Source organism: Actinocorallia sp. B10E7, from assembly GCF_039871655.1.
Lineage (GTDB): Bacteria > Actinomycetota > Actinomycetes > Streptosporangiales > Streptosporangiaceae > Actinocorallia.
On sequence record NZ_JBDPLZ010000008.1, the window covers coordinates 207,606 to 233,341 of the forward strand.

At 65.3% G+C, this 25,736-nt stretch carries 21 protein-coding genes and 1 pseudogene; 15 read left to right on the plus strand and 7 right to left on the minus strand.

The genetic code is table 11. The annotated features are described in order from the left end of the window. The first annotated feature begins 4 nt into the window (after positions 1-4). Positions 5-433, plus strand: coding sequence for a helix-turn-helix transcriptional regulator (locus ABGB12_RS26420; protein WP_347682159.1), 429 nt, complete (start codon positions 5-7; stop codon positions 431-433). A 114-nt stretch (positions 434-547) separates the two neighbouring features. Here ABGB12_RS26420 and ABGB12_RS26425 read toward each other — a convergent pair whose 3' ends face one another. Continuing rightward, positions 548-730, minus strand: a complete 183-nt coding sequence (locus tag ABGB12_RS26425) for a DUF397 domain-containing protein (RefSeq protein WP_347682160.1) — start codon at positions 728-730, stop codon at positions 548-550. Beyond that, positions 711-1,541 carry a helix-turn-helix transcriptional regulator gene (locus tag ABGB12_RS26430; protein ID WP_347682161.1) on the minus strand — a complete coding sequence of 277 codons (831 nt, stop codon included), beginning with the start codon at positions 1,539-1,541 and terminating at the stop codon, positions 711-713. The genes ABGB12_RS26425 and ABGB12_RS26430 overlap by 20 nt, the downstream gene beginning before the upstream one ends. 108 nt (positions 1,542-1,649) lie before the next feature. Between ABGB12_RS26430 and ABGB12_RS26435 the strand changes: the two genes are divergently transcribed. The 4 genes from ABGB12_RS26435 (at position 1,650) to ABGB12_RS26450 (ending at position 6,823) form a co-directional block, all read left to right on the plus strand. Then, a complete protein-coding gene (locus ABGB12_RS26435) occupies positions 1,650-2,066 on the plus strand; it encodes an ATP-binding protein (protein WP_347682229.1) in 417 nt (138 codons plus the stop codon). A 294-nt stretch (positions 2,067-2,360) separates the two neighbouring features. After that, positions 2,361-4,781, plus strand: coding sequence for an AAA family ATPase (locus ABGB12_RS26440; protein ID WP_347682162.1), 2,421 nt, complete (start codon positions 2,361-2,363; stop codon positions 4,779-4,781). A gap of 9 nt (positions 4,782-4,790) precedes the next feature. Next, positions 4,791-5,918, plus strand: a complete 1,128-nt coding sequence (locus tag ABGB12_RS26445) for an aminotransferase class V-fold PLP-dependent enzyme (protein ID WP_347682163.1) — start codon at positions 4,791-4,793, stop codon at positions 5,916-5,918. Further along, positions 5,915-6,823, plus strand: coding sequence for an aminoglycoside phosphotransferase family protein (locus ABGB12_RS26450; RefSeq protein WP_347682164.1), 909 nt, complete (start codon positions 5,915-5,917; stop codon positions 6,821-6,823). Before ABGB12_RS26445 ends, ABGB12_RS26450 begins: the two co-directional genes overlap by 4 nt. A 36-nt stretch (positions 6,824-6,859) precedes the next feature. Here the strand turns inward: ABGB12_RS26450 and ABGB12_RS26455 are convergent, their stop codons facing one another. Together ABGB12_RS26455 and ABGB12_RS26460 are read right to left on the minus strand one after the other, a co-directional pair. Further along, positions 6,860-8,068 carry a restriction endonuclease gene (locus ABGB12_RS26455; protein ID WP_347682165.1) on the minus strand — a complete coding sequence of 403 codons (1,209 nt, stop codon included), beginning with the start codon at positions 8,066-8,068 and terminating at the stop codon, positions 6,860-6,862. A 189-nt stretch (positions 8,069-8,257) separates the two neighbouring features. Then, the gene (locus ABGB12_RS26460) at positions 8,258-9,058 is read right to left on the minus strand and encodes a hypothetical protein (RefSeq protein ID WP_347682166.1); all 801 of its coding nucleotides are present in this window, start codon (positions 9,056-9,058) and stop codon (positions 8,258-8,260) included. Between the two features lie 281 nt (positions 9,059-9,339). Here ABGB12_RS26460 and ABGB12_RS26465 point away from each other — a divergent pair, with 281 nt between their 5' ends. Next, positions 9,340-10,263: a NaeI family type II restriction endonuclease gene (locus tag ABGB12_RS26465; RefSeq protein WP_347682167.1), complete on the plus strand. Its 924-nt coding sequence runs from the start codon at positions 9,340-9,342 to the stop codon at positions 10,261-10,263. Positions 10,264-10,324: 61 nt separating this feature from the next. On the opposite strand, the gene ABGB12_RS26470 is transcribed toward ABGB12_RS26465, so the two are convergent. Then, positions 10,325-10,801, minus strand: coding sequence for a very short patch repair endonuclease (locus tag ABGB12_RS26470; RefSeq protein WP_347682168.1), 477 nt, complete (start codon positions 10,799-10,801; stop codon positions 10,325-10,327). 104 nt (positions 10,802-10,905) lie between these two features. Between ABGB12_RS26470 and dcm the strand changes: the two genes are divergently transcribed. Both dcm and ABGB12_RS26480 read left to right on the plus strand, forming a co-directional pair. Continuing rightward, entirely contained in the window at positions 10,906-12,156 is a 1,251-nt protein-coding gene (gene dcm / locus ABGB12_RS26475) for a DNA (cytosine-5-)-methyltransferase (RefSeq protein WP_347682169.1), read from the plus strand. 90 nt (positions 12,157-12,246) lie between these two features. After that, entirely contained in the window at positions 12,247-13,725 is a 1,479-nt protein-coding gene (locus ABGB12_RS26480) for an ATP-binding protein (RefSeq protein WP_347682170.1), read from the plus strand. A 14-nt stretch (positions 13,726-13,739) separates the two neighbouring features. Here ABGB12_RS26480 and ABGB12_RS26485 read toward each other — a convergent pair whose 3' ends face one another. Then, positions 13,740-15,680, minus strand: a complete 1,941-nt coding sequence (locus tag ABGB12_RS26485) for a hypothetical protein (RefSeq protein WP_347682171.1) — start codon at positions 15,678-15,680, stop codon at positions 13,740-13,742. Positions 15,681-15,803: 123 nt separating this feature from the next. Between ABGB12_RS26485 and ABGB12_RS26490 the strand changes: the two are divergent. The 6 genes and pseudogenes from ABGB12_RS26490 to ABGB12_RS26515 all read left to right on the plus strand — a co-directional run. Then, positions 15,804-16,013, plus strand: a pseudogene (locus ABGB12_RS26490) (barstar family protein); the annotation flags it as partial. 263 nt (positions 16,014-16,276) lie between these two features. Beyond that, positions 16,277-16,666, plus strand: coding sequence for a hypothetical protein (locus ABGB12_RS26495; protein ID WP_347682232.1), 390 nt, complete (start codon positions 16,277-16,279; stop codon positions 16,664-16,666). 39 nt (positions 16,667-16,705) lie between these two features. Beyond that, positions 16,706-17,254, plus strand: a complete 549-nt coding sequence (locus ABGB12_RS26500; RefSeq protein WP_347682172.1) for a S1 RNA-binding domain-containing protein — start codon at positions 16,706-16,708, stop codon at positions 17,252-17,254. A gap of 183 nt (positions 17,255-17,437) precedes the next feature. Further along, entirely contained in the window at positions 17,438-18,571 is a 1,134-nt protein-coding gene (locus ABGB12_RS26505) for a serine hydrolase domain-containing protein (RefSeq protein ID WP_347682173.1), read from the plus strand. Continuing rightward, on the plus strand, positions 18,568-20,046 hold the full coding sequence (locus ABGB12_RS26510) for an alpha/beta hydrolase (RefSeq protein ID WP_347682174.1): 1,479 nt from the start codon (positions 18,568-18,570) through the stop codon (positions 20,044-20,046). The genes ABGB12_RS26505 and ABGB12_RS26510 overlap by 4 nt, the downstream gene beginning before the upstream one ends. A 142-nt stretch (positions 20,047-20,188) precedes the next feature. Then, complete coding sequence (locus ABGB12_RS26515) at positions 20,189-21,319, plus strand: FAD-dependent monooxygenase (RefSeq protein WP_347682175.1); 1,131 nt, start codon at positions 20,189-20,191, stop codon at positions 21,317-21,319. A gap of 28 nt (positions 21,320-21,347) precedes the next feature. Here ABGB12_RS26515 and ABGB12_RS26520 read toward each other — a convergent pair whose 3' ends face one another. After that, on the minus strand, positions 21,348-22,361 hold the full coding sequence (locus tag ABGB12_RS26520; protein ID WP_347682176.1) for a hypothetical protein: 1,014 nt from the start codon (positions 22,359-22,361) through the stop codon (positions 21,348-21,350). 117 nt (positions 22,362-22,478) lie between these two features. Here ABGB12_RS26520 and ABGB12_RS26525 point away from each other — a divergent pair, with 117 nt between their 5' ends. After that, positions 22,479-25,736 (plus strand): BTAD domain-containing putative transcriptional regulator, encoded by a 3,258-nt coding sequence (locus tag ABGB12_RS26525; RefSeq protein WP_347682177.1) that lies wholly within the window; start codon positions 22,479-22,481, stop codon positions 25,734-25,736.

Below are 25,736 nucleotides of genomic sequence, written 5' to 3' on the forward strand. Positions count from 1 at the left end.
TGCTGTGACACAGAGATCGGTTCATAGGCTCATAGCCGCACGAATCAAGAGGCTGCGGAACGAACGGGGATGGTCCGCGGCAAAACTCGCCGAGGAGATGACTGCGGCTGGAGTGCGCTGGGACCGGTCGATCGTGGCGAACTTCGAGAACGGCCGCCGCTCCTACGTGACGGCGGAGGAACTGGTCGCACTGGGCGAGGTGCTGGACGTCGCACCAGCGGCACTGCTGCTGCCACCCGACACGGATTCGGTCGCCGAGGTGGCGATGTTCGCCGGCCAGATGTTGCGCGGCCCCTTCCGCCTGGAGATCAACGCCGACGCCGACGGAGTGACCGACTGGACGCTCGGCGGCAGCAGCGCCCGCAAGGTCGACAGGAGAGGCGAGACCGAAGCCAGCCTTCGGGGGCTCAACGAGCGTGACAGCGGGGGATGAGCCGACACATCAAGGATCTACGGGTCACCGAAGTGGGCGTCTCCCGCAGCCAGCGCGTCGGCCCCGAACGTCTCGCACGACAAATCCGCAGCCTTGGCAAGCCGCCGCCCAGCGTCAGTCCTGCTTTTTGAGCCCGGACGCCAACCGCGCGAACTGCCGTTGAGTCAACGCGAGGTGCCCGAGGCTAGGGTTCTTGGAATCCCGAATACCCACGCTCTGCGGGAAACGTGCCAGCTCGACACACAACTCATCGTTGATCGCGCCGCTGTAGGAGCTCTTACGCCACCGAACCGCCATACCTGGACTCCAACACTCGCTGGATGATCCTCCGAGACTCGTCCTCGGAGGCTGCCTTCTGCCCGATGCAGTCGAACTCGAAGACCAGATCCCGGACTTCTCCGGGCGCCTCCACCAGCCTGCCACCCCTACGCGCCCCGATATAGGCGAGATCTCGAACATTCAGGCTGATAATCCGCATTGGCCCGTCCTGGCCTAGATGCGCACCCGAATACCTCGGGACGATCCGCACCGAGACGTTCGGGCGCCGACCGAGTTCCAGCAGGTACTCGAGCTGCTCCCGCATCACCTCGCGTCCGCCGACCTCAATCTCCAGGACGCCTTCGTCCAGCAACGCCCAGAGACAAGGCGCCGGCTCCCGCTCCAGCAGGGCCGTCTGCCTCTTCAGCCGAGCTGTGACGCCCATCTCGACGTTGGTGGCGGCGCTCTCCTCCACCAGCGCCCGGATGTACCTCTCCGTCTGCAGCCCGATCGGGACGACCTGCCCTTGGTAGATCCTGATGATCCGAGCCCGTGCCTCGTAGTCGGCGTACTGCCGCTGCCACTCCGGGTCATGCCCCATGCAGGCGAAGTACAGGAGCGTCTGGAGCAGAACACCCGTCCCGTACCTCTGGTCCAGCAGCGCGGCCTGCCGCTCGTCGATACGAAGCCTCCCGGCCTCGATGTTCGAGACCGTCGACCGGGCGGCGTTGATGATGGCCCCTACCTGCGCGAGGCTCAACTCGTTGAGCTCCCTCAGATAGCGGAGCTGGAACGCGAGCAGATGCCAGAGCGAGAGCCTCGGGTTCAGCGGATCACGCTTCTTGGGCACGCACCCTCCTTGTTTCTGAGTTCAGAAGGCACAACGGAGCGTAGCCATCCGATGCGATTCTCGTGATGGAATCAGCAAACCCGCTCTTGGGAGACCCGCGTGAGAACCATGACCGACGGACTGAACCTCCGCCTGCTCGCCTGTCCCACCGCCGCCCGCCTCGCCCGCACCCTCATCACCCGCCGCATCACCCAGTGGGGCTGCACCCACCGCCTGGACGACGTCCTCCTGGTAGCCAGCGAACTCATCACGAACGCGAGCAAGGCCGCCCCCAACTCCCGCATCAGACTCCGCCTCAACCACAACAGCCAGGGCATCCTCATCTCCGTCTGGGACCCGGCCCCCGCCCTCCCCATCGCCAAGCCGGCCGCCGAACTCACCCTCGAAGCCCTCGACGCTTCCCCGAACACCTGGGACAACGGCGGAGGCTGGGGGCTTCCCCTCGTCCTGGCGCTCTCCTCGTCCTGCGGCCACCACCCCGTCCCGTCGGGCGGCAAGTGGGTCTGGGCCTCTCTCGACGCCTGACCCGCCAAGCCCCGACGATCGATTTCTTTCACGAACCTCTTGTCTTCAGATTCGCCATCGGTCTGGTCGATCCTCTTCCAAAGAGGCATCGGCCAGGCCTTTCTCATTCTCAGATCGAAATCCGCCATGTGAAGATAATCGGCTTTCCGAGACCGATCTCCTCTCCGGCTGCCCCCGGCCGGTCCGCTAATCTGCCGGAAACGTCATAAATATTCGACTAGTCGGAGTGGCGAGTCTCCCAGGGCTCGAACCGGTGCTCTGTCGAGGCGGCGGAAACTGAGAGGTGGCGGTCTCTTGTCGCATCCCCCTGCGGCCCCTCGACTGGTAGGACGGGACCGCGAGCTTTCACGCCTCCTCGATGAGCTCGGCCGGAGCATCACACAGGGCGCCAGCGGTGTCGTCGTCGTACGAGGCGAAGCCGGTGTCGGGAAGAGCAGCCTTCTGACCTCGCTGGCCGATCACGCGGTGAGCCGCTACTCAGAGACAGGACTCCTCGTCGGATACGGCCAGGCCATGCTGAACTCCCTGGCCTCGGACTCCTTTCAAGCGGTGCGCGAATGCCTGCGCTCACTCACGCTTTCCGCCGAACGCTCCGGCTCGAGGGACCTGCTGAACCGTGTAGCCGACTCATTCCGCCTCCACGCTCCCGACTGGGTGGAATCCGTCCCGGTCGTCGGCCACCTCCTGGCCGCAGGTATCCGAACCGGGAGATCGATAGCCGACAACGGTAATCCCGCCCCAGAAATGGACAGCCGACTGGATCAGCTCATCCGATTGGTAGAGGACCTCCTTTCCCGGGGGCCGCTCCTGCTCGTCCTGGACGACCTGCACTGGGCCGACACTGCGACAATCGATCTGCTCATCACGATGACCCTCAAAGTCGAAGGTCCCCTACTGCTCGTCCTGGCCTACCGGCCCGACAACCTGCAGACCGGTGACGGCGCCGAAACCCATCCGCTCAGACGAGCGGTGTTCCGTCTTCGCCGCTACCGCGCCGACTGCCTTGAAGTCGACTTGGAGCCGCTCTCCGCTCGGGAAACCGAACAGCTCATCCGCCAGGTAGGAGGATCAAGGCTGCCCGCCCAGTCTGTTTCCCAGATCATCCGGCTCAGCGCCGGCAACCCGCTGTTCGCGGAGTCCCTGGTCCGCTTGGGCGAGCAGGCCGTGGCCGCACACGCTGGAACTCCCAGCCAGATCACAGCGATCCTGGACGAGCGGCTCTCCTTCCTCAGGCCATCCGACCAGCGCCTTCTCGAAGCCGCCGCCCTGATCGGCTACAACTTCGAAGTCGAATACCTCGCCCAGCTCGCCCGAGCCGACATCGATGACGTCTACGAACGTCTCGACGTCCTCTTCACCGAGCACAGCCTGGTCCGTCCTGCCGAACCCAGAGGAAGCTTCGACCGGTACACCCTTCATCATCCGCTGCTCGCCGAAGTGCTGCGCCAGCGCGCTTCGCAAAACGGCCCCCGATGGCGCCGCCAGCACCAGAAGCTCCTAGAGGCGCTGGAAGCCGAACATCCCTGGGATGACGAACTCCAAGTACGGGCAGTCGCCATCGCCGTCGCCGCCGGCAACCGTGCCAAAGCCGCGGCATTCGCCGCCGCGGCATGTCGTCGGCAGTTCACACTCGGCGCTGTATCGAAAGCCAAGGAACTCGCCGAGGTCGCGGTCGAGCAGGCACGCGGAACCGCACGAACACTCGACACCCTGGAGCTACTGGCCGAATGCCTCGCTGCCGGAGGCAACCACTTCGACGCGGCAATCACATGTGCGACAGCCGCCGAACAGCTGCGGTCCCACTCCCCTGACACGGAGCGGGAAGCCAAACTGCAGCTGCTGTGGGCACGGAACCTCAGGATGACCAACAGCTGGGCCGAATGCCGTGCGCTCATCGACCAGCTGGCGGCCTCCAGCTCAGGCCCGAGCGAGACCTTGGCCCAAGCCCTGATGTTGCATGCGGAAATCGCGCTGTGCGGCCCCGTCCAAGATGTTGAACGCTGCATTCAGCTCTGCGACGTGGTCGCGGAGATGAGCATGGACCCTGAACTCCAGTCACGGGCATATGGGCACCGCGGTCTCGCTCACCTGGCGGGATACGACCCCGTCGCCGCAGAACAGTGGCTGAACAAGGCGATCGAAGTCGCGCGCGAGAAGGAGCACCCCTACGCCGAGTACGAAGCGGTGCATTGGCTGAGCAAGAAAGCCATGGCCTGCCTCGAACTCGACCGGGCCTGGCGCCTCCTGGAGGAACTCGCCCGGAACTCCAAAGCCTCCGGCGTCGCGAGCGAAAGCCCTTGGCATCTACGCGACTCCAGCCGGGTGCTCGGACTTCAAGGACGTGTTCCCGAGGCCGCTCAGACCTTCTCTCACTACTACGACTCGGGGTACACCCACGCGGGTGGGCGAGCGACGACGACCCTGGCCTGCCAGCTGCATGAGCTGGAGCAGTTGTACGGGCGCCGTGCGGGGGACGCCATGCTCAACGGACTGACAACCGCATGCGATCGCGAGATGGTCGACCCTGAACGCCGAGAACGACTGACCCAGCACCTCCGCGCACTCGCCTCCCGCCCACCGACTTGGCAGCCTGTGCCTTTCGCGGTCAGATGGCTGGAAGCCCCCCAAGCAGAAGCCGAGGCCGCCGACGCGATCTTCCGGTTCGATGTCGCAGACCTTCCCCGGCTGCGTTCGCGCCTCCGAGCCGAGGGGTAGCATCCGGACGTGAAGCCCTCGGCTCAGGACGACTTCTTCCTCGCCCCTGACTTGGTGCTCCTCAACCATGCGTCCTATGGCCTGGCCTCCCGACTGGTCACCAGTCACGCCGACCGGATACGGCAGCAGATCGAATCAGACCCCACCTTCTTCCTCGGCTCGCACCTGACCGAACATCTCCGGCAGGCGACCCAGACAGCGGCGGCGGCTCTGAACCTGGCTCCCGAGAACACGGCACTGTGCCCGAATGCCACCTCGGGTGCGGCCGCACTGATCAGTTCTCTCCCACTAGCCGAAGACTCCGTGGTCGTAGCGCTTGAGACCGAGTACTCCTCGATCCTGCGTGCCTGGGAAGTCGCATGTACACGGGTCGGCGCCACGATGATCCGGGTTCCCGTACAGCTCCCCTTCGAAGGCCCGGACCAGCTTCTTTTCTCACTTGAGGCCCTTGTCCCAGGCCCAGTCACCTACCTTCAGATGAGCCTGGTCTCCTCCTCGTCGGCTATCCATTTCCCTGTCACCGACATAGCCGACTGGGTACACCGGCGCGGCGGCCGCCTCCTCCTAGACGCGGCTCACGGCCCGGGCCACGTGCCCCTCGAGCCTCTGTTCTGGGGTGTCGACGCTGTCTTCGGCACGCTCCACAAGTGGTTCCCCACCCTGAGGCCGGTCGGCTTCCTCTGGCTACACGAAAGTCTCGCTCCTCACATCAAGCCAGCAGAGATATCACTGAGCTGGGACTCTTCGGATCTCATCGAGCGCTTCTCATGGCCTGGCACCTTCGACCCCGTACCGCGGCTTTCCCTGGACACCGCCGTCAAGCAGTGGCGTTCATGGCATGAACAAAAGCTCATCGAGCAGTGCCAGGAACTCGCCGATCACGCAGTAGATCTCCTGACCTCGGTCGGAGCACGCCCTACCGCGGCCCCTTCCCATCTCCCACCACGTCTGCGCGGATTCGTCATAGACGGCTTGTCCGTAGCTGATGTCAAAGGCCTCCTCCAGGAAGCAGGAGTTCGCACCTGGGTAGGACCGGGCACCGCCGGCGAATGCATCCTCCGGCTCTCCACCCACATCTACAACGACGCGAGTGATGTCGAAACCGTAGCTGCCCAGCTCAAGGAGGCTCTGTCGTGAGGATTCCCGAGATCCCCGAAAGCCTGGTCAAGGCAATCGTCTTCCTACGCGGCGAAGAGAACGGGCACGCCTGGCTGAGAGAGCTCCCAGAGCGCATCGGTTTCTACTGCCGACAGTGGAACCTGCATCCAGAGAGCATCGCCGAAGGCGGAGCCATGTCCTGCTGCATCTTCTGTACCACCAGCAGCGGCACCCCAGCAGTCCTGAAGATTCCCGTCGACGAAGCAGCCGGCCTGAACGAACTGCGACTCCTCCAGCACTGGAGCACGTCCGAAGCCACTCCCCAGATCCTCGATCAGGCCAGCGACTCAGGCGTCTTCCTCATGACCCGCATCCTCCCCGGCACCACCGCCTGGGCCACCGCGGACCACACCGACTCACAACAGTTCGGCGCGCTCCTCGACCGTCTCAACCACCCACTCCTCCCCCAAGCCCCGCCCCTGAAAGACATGGCCGAGATAGCAGAGATGCGCCTCGACTGGGCCCGAGACCGCTTCGCCGACCCCCGCTACGCCAACGACGTCGCCAACATCAAAGACGCCGAACGTGTCCTGGACGCCCTTCTCCAGACCACAACGACCCGGCACGTCCTCCACGCCGACCTCCAGGCCAAGAACATTCTCCGAGGCCCCGACCGCTGGTACGCCATCGACCCTTTGGGCGCCTCAGGCGACCTCAACGCCGAAGCCGCCCTCTGGATCGCCATCCAAGACGGCCCCACCACCACCGAAGCCCGCCTCATCGGGCTAAGCGCGCACCAGGCCCTTCACCCTGACCGCCTCAGGGCGTGGACCTTCGTTCTCTCAGTGGCCGAGTACCGCCCATACCTCCCTCCCTCCGCCAAGAGGATCGAGAAGTTTCTCGCAAACGCCGACACAGACCAGCTGATCAACCTGCTGCTCTGAACAGAGCGACAGACCGCTTCCGAAGGCTGACGGGGTCTACCTGGGGAAACTCTGTTCAAGCCACCTAAGGAGAGACTCCACAGTGGTATGGCCTTGCTGCCGGAGGACCTCAATAATGTCTCTCCCGCAGATGAGCGCTATCGGGTGTTTATCCTCGTGTATCTCCTCTTGAACCTGCGTATTGAAGTAGGAGGTCGTGACAAGGACGCCAAAATTGCGATGCCGGAGCCTAGAGATGAGCCGTGAGACCTCTCTGACGCCCACCGAGTTTTTCCCAGAATAGCACTTAGCCTCTAGGGCAAAGTCAACCGCGATTGGGTTCGCTGTCGGACCAAGCATGTAAGCACCGATGGCGTCACGTCCACCATCCCTGCTTGGCCTAGTAATGTCGACAGGACCCGTACTAGGCGCAATCATGCGCCAGATAGCTACGGCACATGCTTCAAAGTCATGTTCGCGATCTCGAAAAAACTCACGAATCTGCTCCAGCATTTCTTTGCCGACAGAGCTAGTAGGCAACTGATCTTCACGAGACCTAATAACCGAGGTAGATGGCGCTAGAAGAGATGCGTAAGCCCGGCCTTCCACCCAAGTTCGCCAACTAGCAGGGCATCCACCTTCAAGTGAATTACCACCATTCAGCAAGTGCTGGATCCACTCCCGGGAAACCTTAGCCTCATCGAGCACTGTGAAGCGAGCACGATAGTTCTGGAACCTTCGACCGGCCGTCGTGCGCCAGATCGCAACTAGCTCATCATCAGCCATCATCGTCGGTCCTCCTGGAGCCAGTAGCCCCCTGAAGCGAACCGACCTCCCCGAAGTAGAGGCCTTCTCGAGCAAGAGAAACGGGGGCACTTTTGTGGCCCGGTCTCCAGCCGTTCCGTGAGAAGCCATGAAGACATCTCTGAGCAGCAGGTTGCCAGCTCGAGGGGTGTCATGCAGATCCCGTCCCGGAGTCCGGTTATCCCCGTAATACGTAAACGTACCCGTCTGCAGATCCAGGTGGTCTGGCCAGTCCACCTCGCCACCGCTCGTATAGAGCACAGCCAACCGGACGGCTCCCTTCCTGGGAGATCCCGCGTGCCGGAAGCCTCCCTGGTTGCCAACCCCGGGAATCAGCTTCGAGATCGGATCATCAGCGGTAGTCCCGTTACTCCCGCCCATGTAAACAGCATCCACGATCAGGTCCGCACTAGCCAGGGCATCAAAAGCAATACGGTGCTCGACAGAGTCAACAACGGCCATATGCAAGACATACCAGGAAAAACCGATATTTTGTCCAGATTTTTCAGTAGCTGCTCTCTGCTCAGAGCGAAATCACAGCTAGAGCCAGACATGATCTTGTAGCTGCCAGGACAGCACGCTTTAGGGCTATCCACACTTCAAGAATACGGAATATAGAATGAGAATGACAGGAAAATTGACACAGCCACATTAAGAAAATTTGAGTCTATTCACTTCCCTTTTTATATCACGCTCCGAAGCCAAATAAACGACACCAAACCTATCCGCAGGTAGCAGCTCAATAGATCTAAAGCTAAACCCAGGGATGGCATTCCGGAGAAGATCCTCTGGCCTCTTCTTCCTTCCCCTACTACCACCCCCTTTAAATTTTCTATTCCCTATGTAAAGGCTCAGGATGGTGCGATCCCACCATGCATCAACTCGAAATAGCGCATCTGCAAGCGGGTGTGACCGAACATCCACTTCATGCATCCGAAGGCTGGCGACCAGGTGAACTTCACGAATGAATGAGTAATAAAAATTCCCGATACGCCAGCGCATAGCATTGTGTGCTTGGACGTAGCTCCAGCCTGCCCTCTTTGCCTCCTCCACCTTCTCGATAGCCGGCATCCAGAGCATCTCCCGGGCCTTGGGATCTTCCTCACAGAAAGACTGAAAATGTTGCCAGGTGAAAACTTCCCCGATCTCCTCAAGAGCATAGTGCAGGACATGAGTGACGGCGTAATCTGGCTCCCAGTCCACGATGGATCCCACCATCTCTCCTTCTCGCCGTTTAATATCCCCTAGCGCATGGTTTCTTGGATCCTTATTCTTCCGGATTCGATCAATGTCAGCAGGGGTTACACGGTAAAGAACCTTGGTCTTGTGGCCGAGCACATGTGGAACAACAGTATTACATCGGTTTCTGTCTTTCTTCCAAGAAGAGAACTCCTCTTCGGTAGCCCGAGTAACGTTGAACAAAGAGAGAACTTCGGCGGCGGTGGTCTCCATGGAGGCTCCAGTTCGAGGGGTAAGTTGGTCTAGAACAGAGCATATGACACACCTCCGACAATCTGTCACTATCACCACCGTTCTTCACGCCGGAACCCAAGCCAAGGGTCGCATGCCACTGACCTGCGAGAATGTCAGTCGCCAGCTACGCAGCCAGGCAACGCTGACCTTGCGACCAGCCACTCTAAAAAATTGATCTTGCTAACCCGCCATTGCAACATTGGCTGCGACTCTCATGATCATCTATTGCCTGAAGGGAAGAAAGTGCTAACCTCTCGAGGGTGGTAACTCCTGAGAGCAACGATGCTGAACTCTCCATAGTTGAAGCTCACTTGAAATCTATAGATTTTTCCGGAGTCAGGATCGCGCAGGTTCTGAGACGTACTTACGACATGCTGCTGGACGGGCAGCACACGGGCAGGTACCGGTGGGATCAGCTCTACAAAACTGAGAAGACACACTTCGGCACCCTGGTCGAGATCAACTTGCAGCGTGAGTTCAGTTTCACGGACGGCCAGTCGATGGACTTCGCGATAGAAGGCATCGACGTCGACTGCAAGTTCTCCCAGGTCCCCGGAGCATGGATGATCCCTCCCGAAGCCAACGGGCACCTTCTTCTTGGACTATGGGCCAGTGACCAGCAGGGCCTATGGGCAGCAGGGCTGGTCCGAGCCGATGAGGCTGTGCTGACTTCACCGAGGGGGAATAGGGACAGGAAGCGGCAGCTAACGAAGGCAGGTAAGGGATCGGTCAGATGGCTCTTTAAGGACATGCCGCTTCCTGAGAACGCATTGCTCCGTATCGATCCTGTTTCTGCTGGGAAAATCCTCGACCCCTCGCTCTCTGGCCAGCAGCGAGTCAGTATGTTGTTCCGCCTTGCACAGGGCCGCCTGATCAGCCGTAACGTCGTTGCAACAGTCGCCCAGCAAGACGACTACATGAAGCGTGTACGGGGGAACGGCGGGGCTCGGTCCAAGTTGCGGCCCGAGGGCATTGTGATCCTCGGCCAATACAGCAGCCATGGGGACATAGCGAGGGATCTAGGACTTCCCGTTCCTGGACGAGGAGAGTCACTCAGCGTCCGCTTGGCGCGCCGCCAAAGCCACCACGGCGACCAGCCGTTCATCACGCTGGATGGCCAGGACTGGGTGATCGCAGGTCCTGCCGACCCTCCGGAGCTGGCCCCGCTGCTCCCTAAGGTCTAGACCCGGCACATCATTCCTCATCAACCTGCTAGTTCTGTCAGACCACAGGGGTAACGTCGAATCACAGTTCGATGGAGGCTTGATCAACAGCGGCGGCAACAGCCGCGACAGCGGAAGGGAGTGGCTCGTGTTCCCACAGCCGGACCACTTGCCAGCCGTTCGCTGTGAGGGCAGCATCCGCAGCGCGATCGCGCTCGACGTTCCGGCGCAGCTTAGGAGTCCAGTACCACTCGTTCGACGTCGGTTCACGGCCGTGCTCTGGGCAAACGTGCCAGAAGCACCCGTCAACGAAGACCGCGACCTTGCGAGCGGTGAACACGATGTCTGGCCTTACGCGCACACCACCCGGAAGATCGAGACGGAAGTCCTTCCGATACCGGTAGCCTCGCGCGTGGAGCGCTTTCCGCAGCGCGATCTCCGGCTTGGTATCGGTCCGGCGGTTTGCTCGCATGTTCCGCGACCGGCCCGCGTTTGCTGCGGCTGGATACGTAGGCCGTGGGTCCGCAGCTGCTCCACCAGCGCTGTCTGTCTTAGACATGATCTAGCCGACATCCCTCGATTCGCCCTGCTAGGGCTGTCATGAGAGAAGATACCGCTATGACTTCTTCCTCGCAGGGCACTCAGACACCACGAGGAGGCCGCGTGCACGATCTTGAAGTAGTGGAGATCTGCGCCGGTGCAGGGGGACAGTCACTCGGTCTAGAGCGTGCCGGATTCAGGCACCGACTAGCAGTCGAGCTAGACACAAATGCCTGCAACACGCTTAGAGCAAACCTCGCCCATCCAGAGGTCGTGCGCCAGGGAGACGTTGCAGATCATGAAGTCTGGGACCCCGCCGAGCACGAAGGCGTTGACTTGCTTGCAGGCGGGGTACCGTGCCCCCCCTTCAGCATCGCCGGCAAGCAGCTCGGTGCCACCGATGAGCGCGACTTGTTCGCCTGGGCCGTCGAGCAATGCGAGATCGTCAAGCCGCGGGCCCTGATGCTCGAGAACGTTCGAGGCCTGAGCATGCCTCGCTTCGCTGCATACCGCCAGCATGTCCTCGACAGGCTCATCTCGCTGGGATACGTCGGTGAATGGAAACTCCTCCATGCATCCGACTTTGGGGTATCCCAGCTCCGACCCCGATTCGTTCTAGTCGCGCTCCAAGAGGAAGACGCCTCTTACTTCCGATGGCCGGCGCCTCACCCGGAAAAGGCTCCCACTGTGGGAGAGGTTCTCTACGACCTCATGGCCTCTAAAGGCTGGCCAGGAGCAGAGGCATGGGCAAAGAAGGCAAACAAGATTGCCCCCACCATCGTGGGTGGTTCAAAGAAGCATGGCGGGGCCGACCTCGGCCCAACTCGTGCCAAACGGGCTTGGGCAGAAATGGGTGTCGATGCTCTTGGCGTCGCTGACGAGCCTCCCGGCAAAGATCGCCCCATCGACTGGACCCCGAAGCTGACCTGCGAAATGGTAGCTCGCCTTCAGGGCTGGGACGATGGCGAGTACAAGTGGAAGTTCACTGGCAAGAAGACCTCCACCTACCGCCAAATCGGCAACGCGTTCCCGCCGCCCGTCGCCCGAGCGATTGGCGAAGCAATCGTAGCTGCCTTCAACCATGAGGGAGAGCCAGAGGAACGGATCATCCCCTCGGTCGATCCGATCTACCAGGCTCTACGTGATGCTGACGACTATCTGACCCCAGCTCAAATCGCGCGGATCGCCAGACGCCAACTTCCGCTAGAGGACCTTGAACGGCATATCAGTATCCTCAACCGTGATTTCGAGATCGATACTCGCCAGTCGAAGTCCGGCCCTTCTTACAAACTCCTTTCTTTTAAGGCTTTCACAGGCCAAGAAGACCATGTTCGGCACGAGGCATTCCAGCTAGCCTTGCCAACAATTAGTTGAACTAGCGCCTTGGCGTCCTCACTCAACCAAGGATGCAGGGGTACAGTTTATAGATCTGTACCCCTACATCCTTGGCGGCGGGGAGCTCCGGTGGAGAAGCCTCAGGGGATGTTCGACCGGGACCATGAGTGGGGAGCGCTCACCAGGTTCATCACCGATGAGCAGCCCGGAGCGACCCTCGGCGTGGTCTCCGGGCGGCGGCGTCAGGGCAAGACCTTCCTCCTCGACGCGGCCTGCCGGGCCGCCGGGGGCTTCTATTTCGGGGCTACTGAGGCCGCCGACGCCGAGTCGCTGCGCCGGATCAGTGCCGCGCTCACCGAGCATGTCCGGCCGCCGAGTCCCTACCACTTCGCCCATTGGGCCGAAGTCATCGACGCTCTCTTCGCCCTTGGCTCTGAGCGGCCGGTCCCTGTCGTGATCGACGAGTTTCCCTGCCTCGCCAAAGCCAATCCCGAGCTGCCGTCCATCCTCCAAGAGGCCCTGCGCCCTCTGCGCGACCAGCGTGTCGCTTCACGCACCCGGCTTCTGCTCTGTGGCTCGGCTCTGACCTTCATGGGCAAGCTCCTGTCTGGCAACGCGCCGCTGCGCGGCAGGTCCGGGCTGGAACTGCTCATCCGTCCTCTCGATTACCACCTCGCCGCCGACTTCTGGGGCATCACCGACCCGCGGCTGGCTTTGATGGTCCACTCGATCGTCGGAGGCACGCCCGCTTACCGGCGCGAGTTCACTCGCGGTGACTCTCCGTCCGGGCCTGAGGACTTCGATGACTGGGTCGTCCGCACCGTCCTCAACCCCGAGACGCCGCTCTTCCGTGAGGCCCGCTATCTACTCGCCGAAGAACCCGACCTGCGTGACACCGCCCTCTACCTGTCCGTCCTGGGGGCCGTCGCCGACGGGAACGCCACTCGATGCGGCATCGCCGGCTACCTGGAGCGCAAGGCCACCGACATCGCGCATCCCATCAACGTCCTCGAAGACGCCGGGCTGCTCCACCGCGACGCGGACGTCTTCCGTGAGAACAGGCCGACCTACCGCATCACCGAACCTCTGATCGGCTTCCACCACGCCATCATGCGGCCCGTCTGGGACCAACTGGAACGCCCCGGCAGCGCCCGACGGGTCTGGCAGGCCAGCCGCCGACGCTTCGTCAGCAACGTCCTCGGCCCGCACTTCGAACAGATCTGCCGGGAATGGACCCTCCACCACGCCGACCCTGACCTGCTCGGCGGGCTACCAGCCCGAGTCGGTCACGGAACCGTCCACGACCCCAAGGCGCGCACCGGCCACGAAGTCGACGTCGCCGTCGTCGGTATCGCCGACAACGGCAAGCCGCCCCTGCTCGCCATCGGCGAGGCCAAATGGAACGACACCATGGGAGCCGCCCACCTCCAACGCCTCCACCACATTCGCGATCTCATCGCCCAGACCGGCCGCTACGACACCACGCACACCAAACTGCTCTGCTTCAGTGGAGCGGGATTCAACGACAAGGCGTATGCCTCAGCCAGCGCCTCCCCCGACATCCACCTCATCGACCTGCCCACCCTTTACGGCCGCGACCGGCCGTAAAGGGCTCGGGCCGTTCACCCCTCCCCCAGCAGGAGGGGACGGACGAAGACCGGTGCCTGGGGTCCGGCACAGCACTCGCATTCATCCGGTAGGCCAGTGGTGTCGCAGTCGGAGACGCGTTCCAGCTCCCCGGACGGCATGGTCAGCCGGTACGCCCAGGTCGGTCCTTCGATCCTCCAGTTCGAACCGGCTGGTATGAGCAGGTGGTCTTCGTCCTCCCAGAACATCTTGGAAGTCTCGGCTCCTGCCGGAAGACGAAGAACCCTCGGTAGGGACCGGGAGTCGGTCAGGTCGAAGAAGGTGATGGCCGGCGGATCGTCGTGGGCGAGGTAGAGCGTCCTGCCGCCAGGGGCCATACGGACGCCACGGTCGATGCTCGCGTGGTAGCGGTCGCCGCCGGACTCGATGACCACAAGCCCGTCCGGCCGTAGGGCAAGGGTCGCGCCGCTGAGCGGGTCGACCTGTTCCACGTCCCGAGGAAGAGCTTCGGGTTCACGGCCGGGTCTCCAGCGCCAGGTCGTCGGTGGGCCGGGTGTGCAGCCGTGGAAGTAGACGCAGCCGTCGAACACTCCGACGATCTTCACATGCCTGGCGGCGGGGTCATGCGGAACGGAGGCGCGGGTTCCGTCGACCAGGTCGAACGTGTACAGGTCGCTTCCGTTTTCCGCGGCGATCGTTCGTTCGTCCAGAAGGAACAGCGGCGTTCCGTACTCGGACACGGAGCCGATCTCGTCCAATCGGCTGTCGGGCCGGAGAAGGTTCAATTCCTCCTCACCCGGGCCGTGGTCGTGCAGGATCAGCCCGTGCGGGGTTCGGGATATCCGTATCGGGGCCTCGTGCCAGAGATCGATGAAACCGCCCGGGCAGGGTTCGCCGTACTCCGCCACGATTTCGGGTTCGCCGTCCCGCCAGACGACCAGCCGGCCGTCACTTCCGAGCATTCCCGCTCTCGGTGGAGGACCGACCGGATGAGCACCGGCCGCGGGTACGGCGATGAGGTCGATCGTGTCGTCGGGAGCCATCCGGAACCCCGCGACGGCATCAACGGAACCGGCGTTCGCGACCGCCGTGCGAATGTCCTCTGCGGAGACCAGAAGGCAATCGGCCGCATCGGCGACGGAGACCGATTCACGAGCGCTCCAAGCCAAGAGCGAGAAGACGTCGGCTGCCAGGGCCTCATACCGCAGATAGTCATCGGCGCCGCTCAGCGCCCTGGTCGTGGCCAGGCGTGGATCCAGCGGAGGAAACTCGTCGGCGATCCGGAATTCACCGGCTTTCTCCGAGAGGAGACCGACGGAGACGAGCAGCGGAAGGGCTGACTCGACTTCTGCGATGGCTTCCTTCTCCTCCAAGAAGTCCGGGCGGGCTCGGAGTCCGTCCAAGACCTGCTCGGGCCGCACGGCTCGGCCGTTCTCGGCGACCCGGCGGGCGACGCAGAAGACCCGCCACACAGGAGCAGGCAAAGCGGCCTTCCAACCGGAAGACCTCGCGCGAACGGCTGGAGTGCTCCTCACCAGCCGCAACGGTGGTTCGGCGGTATCCGACACCCGCCAGAACCGGAGGCACCAGGCCCCAGCAGAGGCCGAAACCCTGACTCGGTACAGTCCGGGACCGTCCAACGCCAGGGATTCGTTGGGGAAATCATCCATGCTCTGCCAGACCGAGCCGCTACGGCAGAGATACGGGGTCTCCAGCACATCGGACCAAGCCTCATGATCGGCCATCGGCGAACTGTCGTGGAACTCGATCCTGAGATCGACTTTCGCCTCCGCCGGGTTTCCCTGCAACCATCCCGCGCCGGCACGCACGAACGTCCCGCTCTTGTGCAGCGGCCCGATCCCCCGTTCGAGTGACCCTGCGGACGCGTGCTCGTTTCCGTCGGGGAAGTCCTCGACACGAAGTCCGTACAGGTCCACCGGGTGCCGCTCATCATGGAGGGCGCGTACCAAGGCCACACCCAGAAGATAACGATCAATCGCGTGCGGCCGGGGACTTGTTCGCCGAGATGCGGCCGCTGATCTGCGCGCTCGGAATGAGGATCTCTTAATACAGGCCGGCTTATCCTGCAAGGCGTGACCGTGATCTATGTTGTCGAGGGTTCGCAGGTCGGAAGTCTGGAAGACTTCTGGCGAGTGGTGGGCGAGGCCATCGGTTGCGGTGGCTACTTCGGGAAATGCCTGGACTCCTTCGTCGACTGCTTGCGGGGCGGGTTCGGGACACTTGATGATGGCGACTACGTCATCGAGTGGCATGATCACGAGATCTCGAAGCGGAACCTCGGCCACGCGGAGACCACTCGGCAACTCGAGCGCTGGTTGCAGCACTGCCATCCCAACCACAAAGTCAGCATGCAGGCTCGTCTGGCGGCCGCCCGCAGACGTGGTCAGCGAGGTAGATCATGGCGTGCACTGACGGAAGGCCTCCCAACAGCTCACTTCCCGAGCCTGCGTGGTGGCTTGAGAATCCCGAGCTCTGGCCTCTGCTCACGTTCGAAGCCGGCCATAGTGAGGACGGCGGGCCCATCGACCTGGCGGCCGGGGATCGGCGGCAAGTGCTTGAGAGCCTGGCCCGCTGCCCTGGCCTCGCCGATCTGGAGTTCGCGCGTTTCCTACTCGTCCAGGAGACGCATGCGCACGGGCACTACTGGGGCTTCTGCCACAGCATCGAGATCGCCGCGATTCTGGTCGCCGAGCACCGCCGCGTCCAGGACGTCTGGCTTCTTTGGGAGGCGGTCCACAGGAGCTTCGACACCCTGGGAATCATGCCTCACCGGATCGTCTACGCTGCCGGCGTCGAACACACCCTCCAGTACGTCGCCGACAGTGACCATCCTCGGCGGGACCTCCTGCTCGAAGACCTTCGCCGGATGGCCGACACCACCGACGAGCAAGTCGCCCGGCTTCTCGCCGACCGTCGGCGTCACCACGCGTCGGGGCGGTGACGAGCACTGTGTCCAGGTCGTCGATCGGAGCACGCTGACATGACGGAACGGATCCTCGGCGAAAGCGAGTCGGCCTTCCTGCGGACGCTGCGCCGGGGGCAGATCGTCCAGGGGACGGTCATCGAGATCGCTCATTTCGGAGTGACCTTCGTGGACATCGGCGGCTTCACCGCCATGATCAACATTCCCGAGATCTCCTGGCGATATATCGATCACCCCTCCGACGTCGTCGCCGTCGGGCAAGAAGTCACCGCCGAAATCCTCGACGTCGATTTCGGGCGCGGGCGCGTGTCCCTGTCTCTCAAAGCGCTCCAGGACGACCCGTTCCAGGAGCTCCAGCAGCGGGTCGGGCACGTCGTCACCGGTCCTGTCACCAAGGTCGTGCCCTTCGGGGTCTTCGTCCGGGTCGAAAACGTGAAGCACGGTTTCGAGGGCTTGTTGCCCCGTTCCGAACTGGGGCAGAGCACCGTAGAGGTCGGTGACCTTCTCACTGTGCGGATCGCCCAGGTGGACGTCACCCGCAGACGGATCGCGCTCACGCTCCCGTCGATGGGCGGCCTTGGGGAAGACCGCAAGGACCAGCCGTAACAGGCGCCCGAGATCGGCCAAGGGCGGCCGCGCATCAGCGGGCCGACCATCGCGCGGCTGCGGTCTCATGCAGGCCGAGCTGCCGGAATTCCGCGGGCGTAACGCTCCGGGGGGCCATCCCCCGTACGAGGACTCAGGTCAGCACCATGGGACAGCGCATGTGCGATCCGTAGCGTCAACGGCATGCGGATCCTTGGTGCGAACTTGACGATCCTCACCCTCCTCGCGGTCGCCCTGGCCGGGACGCCGGCACGCGCGGCGGCGACGGAGTGCGGGGATCTGCCAGGACTGCGGGCCGGGTTGAACCGGCTCATCACCGAACAGGGCCTCGCGGGAGCGGCCGTCGAGGTCGACAACCCCCGTTGCGGCAGATGGACGGCGTCCGCCGGGGTCGCCGACCGGCGCATCGGACGGCCCATGCCCGTCGACGAGCGGTTCCGGATCGGCAGCATCACCAAGACGTTCACGGCCGTCGCCGTGCTCCAGCTCGCCGCCGAGGGACAGGTCTCGCTGGACGCGTCCGTGGACTCCTACCTGCCCGGCCTGGTCCAGGGCGCCTACGACGGGCGGCGTATGAGCGTCCGAGACCTGCTCCGGCACACCTCCGGGCTGCCCGACCACGCCGACCTGCCCGAAGGCGAGCAATGGCGGTACCGCACGTTCCGGCCGGCCGAACTGGTCCGACTGGCGCTGGCGATGCCGCGCCCGGAACGGACCTGGCACTACTCGACCACCAACTACGCACTCGCCGGAATGATCGTCGAGCGGGTCACCGGACGGCCGCTGGAAGCCGAGGTCGAGCGGCGCGTCCTGCGGCCGCTGGGGCTGTCCGGCACGTACTGGCCGGGGGACTCCCCCGCCATTCGGGGCGCGCACCCGCGCAGCTACACGCTGGTCGAACAGAACGGCACGCCCATCCGGATCGATGGGACGAACTGGAACATGTCGTACGGCTGGGCGGGCGGCGCGCTCATCTCCACCCTGCCCGACCTGAACCGCTTCTTCGACGCGCTCCTCGACGGCCGCCTCCTGCCCGCGCCCTGGACGGCGGAGCTGACACGCACCATCCCCGCCGACGAGGAGCGGCTGGGCGCCGGAGCCCGGTACGGGCTGGGCGTCATGTCGCTGCCGATGAGCTGCGGCGGCCACTGGATCGGCCACGGCGGCACCAGCCCCGGCGGCTTCCGCGCCTGGACCGCCGTCAACCCCAACGGACGGCGCGTGTCGTTCGTGCTCAACGAAGTACCGGCCACCGAACAGGCCGAACTGGACTTCCGCGCGGTCGTCGACACCGCCCTGTGCGAGGAGAACCGATGAGGAAACTGATCACCTTCACCGCGCTGGCCGCCGCCCTGACAGGTATTGCCCCCGCACCCGCGAACGCCTCCGAACCAGCCCTGCGCTGGGGAACGTGTGTGACCGGGCCCGACGACGAACAGGGCCGGGAGCTGGAGAAGGCCGGAGCCGAGTGCACCAGGCTGGACGTCCCGCTCGACTACGTCGCCCCGCATGGACGCGAGATCAGCCTGGGCCTGTCGCGCATCAAGGCGACCGGCCGACGGATCGGCACCCTGATGGTCAACACCGGCGGGCCCGGCGGGCAGGCCGTGACCGACCCTCCGTTCGTCCGGGACGCCATGAAGGACGTCGGGACCCGCTACGACATCGTCGGCATGGATCCGCGGTTCGTCGGACGCAGCACCCCGCTGGACTGCGGCTGGCCGACCGGCACCTGGATCCGCTCGGCCGGCCTCACCCGCGCCTCCTTCGACAGGCAAGTGACGTTCCAACGCGACCTCGCCCGGCGATGCGCCGACACCAACGCGTCCGTCCTACCGCATGTCACCACCCGGAACACGGCCCGCGACATGGACGCCGTCCGGACCGCGCTCGGTGAGGACAAGATCTCCTACCTGGGTTACTCGTACGGCACCTACCTGGGTGCGGTCTACCACGAGATGTTCCCCGGCAGGCTCGACCGTTTCGTCCTGGACAGCGCGTTGGACCCCGACCGCTACGACAACCGGCTGCTCAAGGACGCCTTGGAGGCCAACGACCAGGCCCTCGAGGAGTGGGCGGCCTGGACCGCCGCGCATGACGACCGCTACCACCTCGGCCGCACCCGCACCGCCGTACTGGCCACCGTCCGACGGCTGGTGCGGTCGGCGTCCCGGGAACCGCTGCGGGTCGGCTCCTACCGGATCGACGACACCCTGCTTCCAGTCATACTGATCAACCTGATCGCCGACGACCGGGACCCCTTCCGCGAACTGCTGGCCGAAGCCGTCCAGACCTTCGAGCAGGCCTCCCGGCACCGGCCCTCCACACCGCCGGACGGGCTGCGCGACATTCTGGACACCCTCACCACGTCCGCCGAGTCGCACTACGGCAGTGTCCAGGCCTCGATCCTGTGCGGAGACGTCGCCGTTCCCCGCGACCCCGAGGTCTACTGGCGTGACGTGCGGTCGACCCGGCGCCGTTCCCCGATCCTGGGCCCGGTCGTCGAGAACGTCGTACCGTGCGCCTTCTGGAGCAGCGCCCCCCGCGAGGTGCCCACCCGCATCACCTCCGACGCCCCCGCCCTGATCGTCAACGCCCGAGGCGACACCCGCACCCCCCTGGCCGGCGCGCAAGCCCTGCACACCCGCTGGCCCGGCTCCCGCATGATCACTCTGGACGCCTCCGTCCACGGCGTCTTCGGCAACTACGGCGACACCTGCGTCGACACCCTGATCATCGACTACTTCCGCACCGGCGCCCTCCCCGCCACCGACCGCACCTGCCCCTCCTGACCGTCCTCCCCCGCTTGGACGACCCCCTGCGGAGGACCCGGTGGGGGTCGTCCGCAGGCCGGGCTTACGGTGAAAACAGCGCAATGCAAGCGATTCTCTGCTTCGGGCGAGGAGGCCTGGCGTGGGTGCGAAGCGTGCTGTCGTGGTCGGGGGCGGGATCGGGGGGCTGACAGCCGCTGCCGCCCTGCGATTGCGGGGCTGGGACGTGATCGTCTGCGAGCGGGCGGCGAGTCTGGACCCGGTGGGGTCGGGGCTGAGCCTGGGACCCAACGCGTTGCGGGCGCTCGACGCCATCGGGGTGGGGCAGGCCGCTCGGGGACTCGCCGCCATCGACGGAGTGAGCGGGATCCGGCGTTATGACGGACGGTGGCTGGTGCGTGCGGATGTGACGGCGCCGATGCTGAAAAAGTACGACGACCTCGCCGTCATCGCGTTGCGGTCCGAACTGGTCGATCTGCTTCTCTCCCGGCTACCGGAAGACACCGTCAGGACCTCGACGGCCGTGTCGGCCGTGGAACCGGAGACCGGGACGGTCACCACCTCTGAAGGAGCGCTCGAGGCCGACCTGGTGGTGGCGGCGGACGGCGTGCATTCAGGCATTCGGAAGGCGCTGTTTCCCGATCATCCGGGGGCTCTCTACTCCGGGTCGACCACTTGGCGATTCATCATTCCGGAACCCGGACACGGCTTTCGGACGACCGAGAGCTGGGGACACGGAGACGTCTTCGGGATCATGCCGTTGAGCGGTAAGCGGATCTACTGTTACGCGAGTGCGGTGGCGTCGGCCGGGCAGACCTTCGAAGACGAACGGGCCGAGTTGCTGCGTCGGTTCGGTTGGTGGCACGCGCCGATTCCAGATCTCATAGACGCGGCCGAGCCTGGCGAGATCCTGCACAACGACGTCTACTGGATCGCGGAACCGCTGCCCGCCTACCACGTCGGCCGGGTCGCGTTCCTCGGGGACGCGGTGCACGCCATGTCCCCGAACCTCGGGCAGGGGGCGTGTCAGGCCATCGAGGACGCGGTCGTGCTCGCGTCCCTCGCCGACCAACCCGACGGACTCGCCCGCTACACCGCCGCCCGCCTCCCCCGGACCCGCATGGTCGTCCAGAACTCCCATCGGGTCTCCCGAATGGTGGGTCTCCGCTCACCATGGGCGACGAGATTGCGTGACACGCTCATGTGGGGAGTCGGCCGGCTCGGTTCCGCGGCCGTCATCAGGCAGACCGCGCCGATCTTCGAGTGGAGCCCGCCGCGGCTTTCGATACGGTGAGGTCCTGGTTCTCGCGCGGCGGGGGCTCTCAGTCGAGGAGCCTGGAGAGCATGGCCGAGATCTCGGGCGCCACGGATCCGTCACCGGTGAGCCAGGGGGTCAAGTCGGCTGCGCAAGGTCGGCGGGCGATGTAGACGTGAGCGCTGCGGCCGGTGACGTCGGTCAGGTGAAGAGTGTCCAGGGCGGTGATCTTCGGGCTCTCGTAGTCACCGCAGGGCAACCGCTTCTCCGGACGTTTCACGACGTTCAGACCAGTTCTGAGGGACTCCAAATCGGTGCGGGCATCGTTCTGGGAGCGCAGGACCAGCCGTCCACGATCGTCGGCCGTATAGCGGCAGGCGCGGACCACCGCGAGGGGCGACGGCAGCTTCGACACGTTCGAGTACCCCGGCACATTCTCGTAGAAGTCGAAACCACGGACGATGTTCGGAGCGGGATGGTCGAGTCTCCGAGTACGCACGTCGGGCTGCCTCGGGAGACAGGCGGCGGGCTCGATCGTGGACGGGTCGGAGGAGGTGTGCTCTGTGCGCCACAGGCGGGCGAACTCGCGGGTGAGCCGGGCCGCGCCCGAGCGGATCGCGTTGTGCGTGCTCACTTCATCGCGGTTGAACTCGAATGACATGACGGTGCGCCGCCCGTCCGGGTAGTGCAGCACCAGATTGACCGGCGCATAGTCGATCAGGAGCGAGGCTCCGCCATAGTGCGCCCTGGGCAGCCCTCCCAGGATGCGCTGCAATTCCTTCACCCCCTGAGTGATTTGGAGCGGCCGGTGCCATCCGGCCCCCTCGAAACCGGTCGCCTGGCAGAGCAGGGCATGGTCGGCACCATCACGTGCGAGGTTGCGCCGGTAAGCCGGCGCCCAGCCTTCGAGGGACGGCCAGTCGAATTCGCCGGTGGCTTCGTACGGTTTGGCAGGACAACCCGAGGCGCCGTAATCGAGCATCGGGCCAGGAGGTTCTTCGTCGATGCGGCTCGTCGCGACGAACGCACCCAGCGTCGACAGGACGACCGTGGCCGCGATGGCCGTCCGTTTGAACCGCATGAGGAGCCCCCAACCGCCAGCAGAATGCACCCCAACGGGGCATATGAGATTAGCGCCGAGTTCCTCGGGCTGTGGATGAACAACGGGTGCGCGCTGGTGAGCAGGGACAATGGGCGAATGCGTTATCGCGTCCTCGGCACGACCCAGGCCATCCGCGAGGACGGCTCGGCCGTTCCCCTCGGCGGGGCGCGGCGGCGTGCGCTGCTCACCGCGCTCGCGCTGGAACCAGGCCGGACACGGAGCGTCCCGGAGCTGGTGGACGACGTGTGGGGCGCCGAGCCGCCCGCTGACGCCGCCGGGGAGTTGCAGGTGCTCGCCGGTCGGCTGCTGAGAGGGCTCGGGCAGGACGCCATCTGGTCGGACGACGGCGGCTACGGGCTCGTCGCCGACCCGGACGACATCGACGCGTACCGCTTCGAACGGCTGGCGGACGAAGGGGCCCTCGCCCTCGCGGACGGCGACGCGGAGAAGGCGTTCACGCTGCTGGACGAGGCTCTGGCCCTGTGGCACGGGCCCGCACTGGCCGACCTGCCGGACGGTGCGGGGTGGAGCGCGCACTGGGAAGCCCGCCGGTCGGCCGCCCTCCGAGCCCGATTGACGGCAGGGCTCGCCCTCGGCCGCGCCGAGGAGATCCTTCCCGAACTGACCGCGCTGTGCGTCGAACACCCCCTGGACGAGCCGCTGCACATCCTGCGGTTGCGGGCGCTGCGTGACGTGGGGCGGCCCGCACAGGCACTGGCCGCATACGACTCCGTGCGGCGCGCCCTCGCCGACCGGCTGGGCACCGAGCCTGGCCTCGAACTGCGCGCCCTGCACGCGAAGTTGCTGCGGCCCCTACCCGAACCCGAAGGCCCGTCCAGGCCGGAACCTCTCACCCGGCCTGGGAACCTCCCTGCCCGTCTCACCAGCTTCGTCGGACGCGAAGACGAGCTCGCCGCCATCCGCGACGACCTGGCCCGGCACCGGCTGATCACTCTCACCGGCACGAGCGGCTCCGGCAAGACCCGGCTGGCCCTGGAGGCCGCGGCATCGGAATCTGCTGCCGGAAACCGGCCCGACGGCGTCTGGACCGCCGAACTCACCTCCGTCGAGGCCGGTGCCGACGCGACGGCCGTGGCGGCGGCCGTCGTCACCGCGCTCGGGGCGCGGGACACCGCACTCGGGGCACGGCCCGGCACAGGTCCCGAAGAGCTGCGGGCCTCGGCTGAGCAGGTCTCCGAGGACCCGCGCGTCCGGCTCATCGAACACTGCGCCCACCGGCGGATGCTGCTCGTCCTCGACAACTGCGAGCACGTCATCGAAGCCGTGGCCGAACTCGTCCGCCGGCTGCTCGCCCGCTGCCCCGGGCTGAGCGTTCTGGCCACCAGCCGGGAACCGCTGAACGTCCCGGGAGAAGCGGTGCGTCCCGTGGAGCCGCTGCCCGTCCCGGCTGCCCTGCGGCTGCTCGCCGAGCGCGGCGCCGCCGCCCGGCCCGGCTTCCGCGCCGAGGACGACCCGGTGTCCTGCGCCGAGATCTGCCGCCGCCTCGACGGGCTGCCGCTCGCCATCGAACTGGCCGCCGCCCGGCTGCGGCTGCTCACCGCACGCCAGATCGCCGACCGTCTCGACGACCGGTTCCGGCTGCTCACCGGCGGCAGCAGAACCATGCTGCCGCGCCACCGGATACCGCGCGCGGTCGTCGACTGGTCCTGGGACCTCCTGCCCCCCGAGCAGCGGACCGTGCTGTCCGCGCTGTCCGTCTTCGCGGGCGGCTGCGACCTGGAAGCCGCCGAGGCGATCTGCGGTCCGGGAGTCCTGGAGACACTCGGCGCCCTCGTGGACGAGGCACTCGTCGTCGCCGTGCCCGACGGGCCCGGCGGGCAGACGCGCTACCGCCTCCTCGAAACCGTCTCCGAATACGCCGGAGAACGGCTCGACGAATCCGGCGGGCGGCAGGACGTCGAACGTCGGCACCTCGTCCACTTCCGCGAACTGGCGCGCAACACCGACCCTCTCCTGCGCGGGCCGCGCCAGCTCATCGCCTTGGAGCGGCTGGAAACCGAGTACGAGAACCTCCGGGCGGCGCTGCGCCGGGCGATCGCGCTGCGCGATGAGCAGGAAGCGCTGTGCTTGGTCGGCTCCCTCTGCTGGTACTGGTCGCTGCGCAAGTACAAGACGGACGCCCGCACCTTCTCCGCCGCGACCTTCGCCCTAGGACCCGACCCCTTCGCCGCTCCGGTGCAACCAGCGCCGCCGCTCTACGACAGCTACACCGACAGCCCTCCCCCGTGGACACCGGAACTGCTGGAGGAGGCACGGCGCGGAGCCCGTCTCATCCACCTGGCCAACAGCGACGACGGACGCCCCCAACGGACGGCCGGCGCGACCGGACCGACCCTGCGCGGGATCATCAAGGCCTACCGGCCGGGACTGCCCCAAGTGTGCCGGGTACCGGGATTCCTCTGGTTCCACGCCCTGCTGCTGGCCGGAGACCGGCAGCGGCTGAACGGAGCCCTCGACGCCGCCGTGCGGACCTGCCGCGAACTGGGCTACGACTGGGAACTCGGGCTGCTGCTCCAAAAACGCGGCGACAGCGCGGAGACCCGTCAAACGGCACGACGGGACGCCGACGAGAGCCTGGAGCTCTTCCGGCGCGCCGGTGACTCCTGGGGGACGGCCACCGCCCTGTCCTGCCGGGCCAAGGCCGAGGAGGACCACGGCGAGTACCGTGCCGCGGCCGCGGACTACCGCGAGGCGATACGGGAAGTGGAGCTGCTCGGCGCCTGGGCCCAGGTGGGGCCGCTCCGCGCCGGCCTGGGAACGGTCCTCGCGGAACTCGGCGAATGGGAGGCCGCGGAACGTCTCCTCCACGAAGCCCTACAGGAGACCCGCAGACACGGCCTCACCGAGACCATCCCCTACACCCGGATACGCCTCGCCCGGCTGCTCGGCAGGACGGGGCGGATCGATGAGGCGCGCGGACAGCTCGACGCGGCCCGCGAGGAGTTCACGGGCCGGGCGCCCACGCTCTTCGAAAGCGCCGCGCTGGGCGTCGGCTCCTGGCTGGACAACCTCGACGGCCGGTACGGCACCGCCTTGCAGAAGGCCAGAGTGGCGATGACCGGATCGGACGACCCGCAGGCCTACACCCCCCTGGTGAACGCCGCCCGGGCACTGGCCGGGCTCGGCGGCGCGGAACGGGCGACGGTCGCGGCCCGGCTGCTCGGCGCGTACGACGCGCTGCTCCCGTCCGACGGCCTCACCTCGACCATCGAACGTGAAAGCAAAGCGGACGCCGAGCGGGACGCCCGGAGCGTCCTCGGTGACGCCGCATACGAGGACGCCCATGCCGAGGGCGGCGGCCTCACCGTCGAGGAGGCCGCCGCCCTGGTCTGA

Bases quoted from the DNA above. Each gene is read 5' to 3' on its own strand.
- ABGB12_RS26460 (WP_347682166.1), bottom strand. From the start codon at position 9,058: ATGGAGACCACCGCCGCCGAAGTTCTCTCTTTGTTCAACGTTACTCGG.
- ABGB12_RS26455 (WP_347682165.1), bottom strand. From the start codon at position 8,068: ATGGCCGTTGTTGACTCTGTCGAGCACCGTATTGCTTTTGATGCCCTG.
- ABGB12_RS26470 (WP_347682168.1), bottom strand. From the start codon at position 10,801: ATGTCTAAGACAGACAGCGCTGGTGGAGCAGCTGCGGACCCACGGCCT.
- ABGB12_RS26425 (WP_347682160.1), bottom strand. From the start codon at position 730: ATGGCGGTTCGGTGGCGTAAGAGCTCCTACAGCGGCGCGATCAACGAT.
- ABGB12_RS26435 (WP_347682229.1), top strand. From the start codon at position 1,650: ATGACCGACGGACTGAACCTCCGCCTGCTCGCCTGTCCCACCGCCGCC.
- ABGB12_RS26505 (WP_347682173.1), top strand. From the start codon at position 17,438: ATGCGGATCCTTGGTGCGAACTTGACGATCCTCACCCTCCTCGCGGTC.
- ABGB12_RS26525 (WP_347682177.1), top strand. From the start codon at position 22,479: ATGCGTTATCGCGTCCTCGGCACGACCCAGGCCATCCGCGAGGACGGC.
- ABGB12_RS26500 (WP_347682172.1), top strand. From the start codon at position 16,706: ATGACGGAACGGATCCTCGGCGAAAGCGAGTCGGCCTTCCTGCGGACG.
- ABGB12_RS26510 (WP_347682174.1), top strand. From the start codon at position 18,568: ATGAGGAAACTGATCACCTTCACCGCGCTGGCCGCCGCCCTGACAGGT.
- ABGB12_RS26520 (WP_347682176.1), bottom strand. From the start codon at position 22,361: ATGCGGTTCAAACGGACGGCCATCGCGGCCACGGTCGTCCTGTCGACG.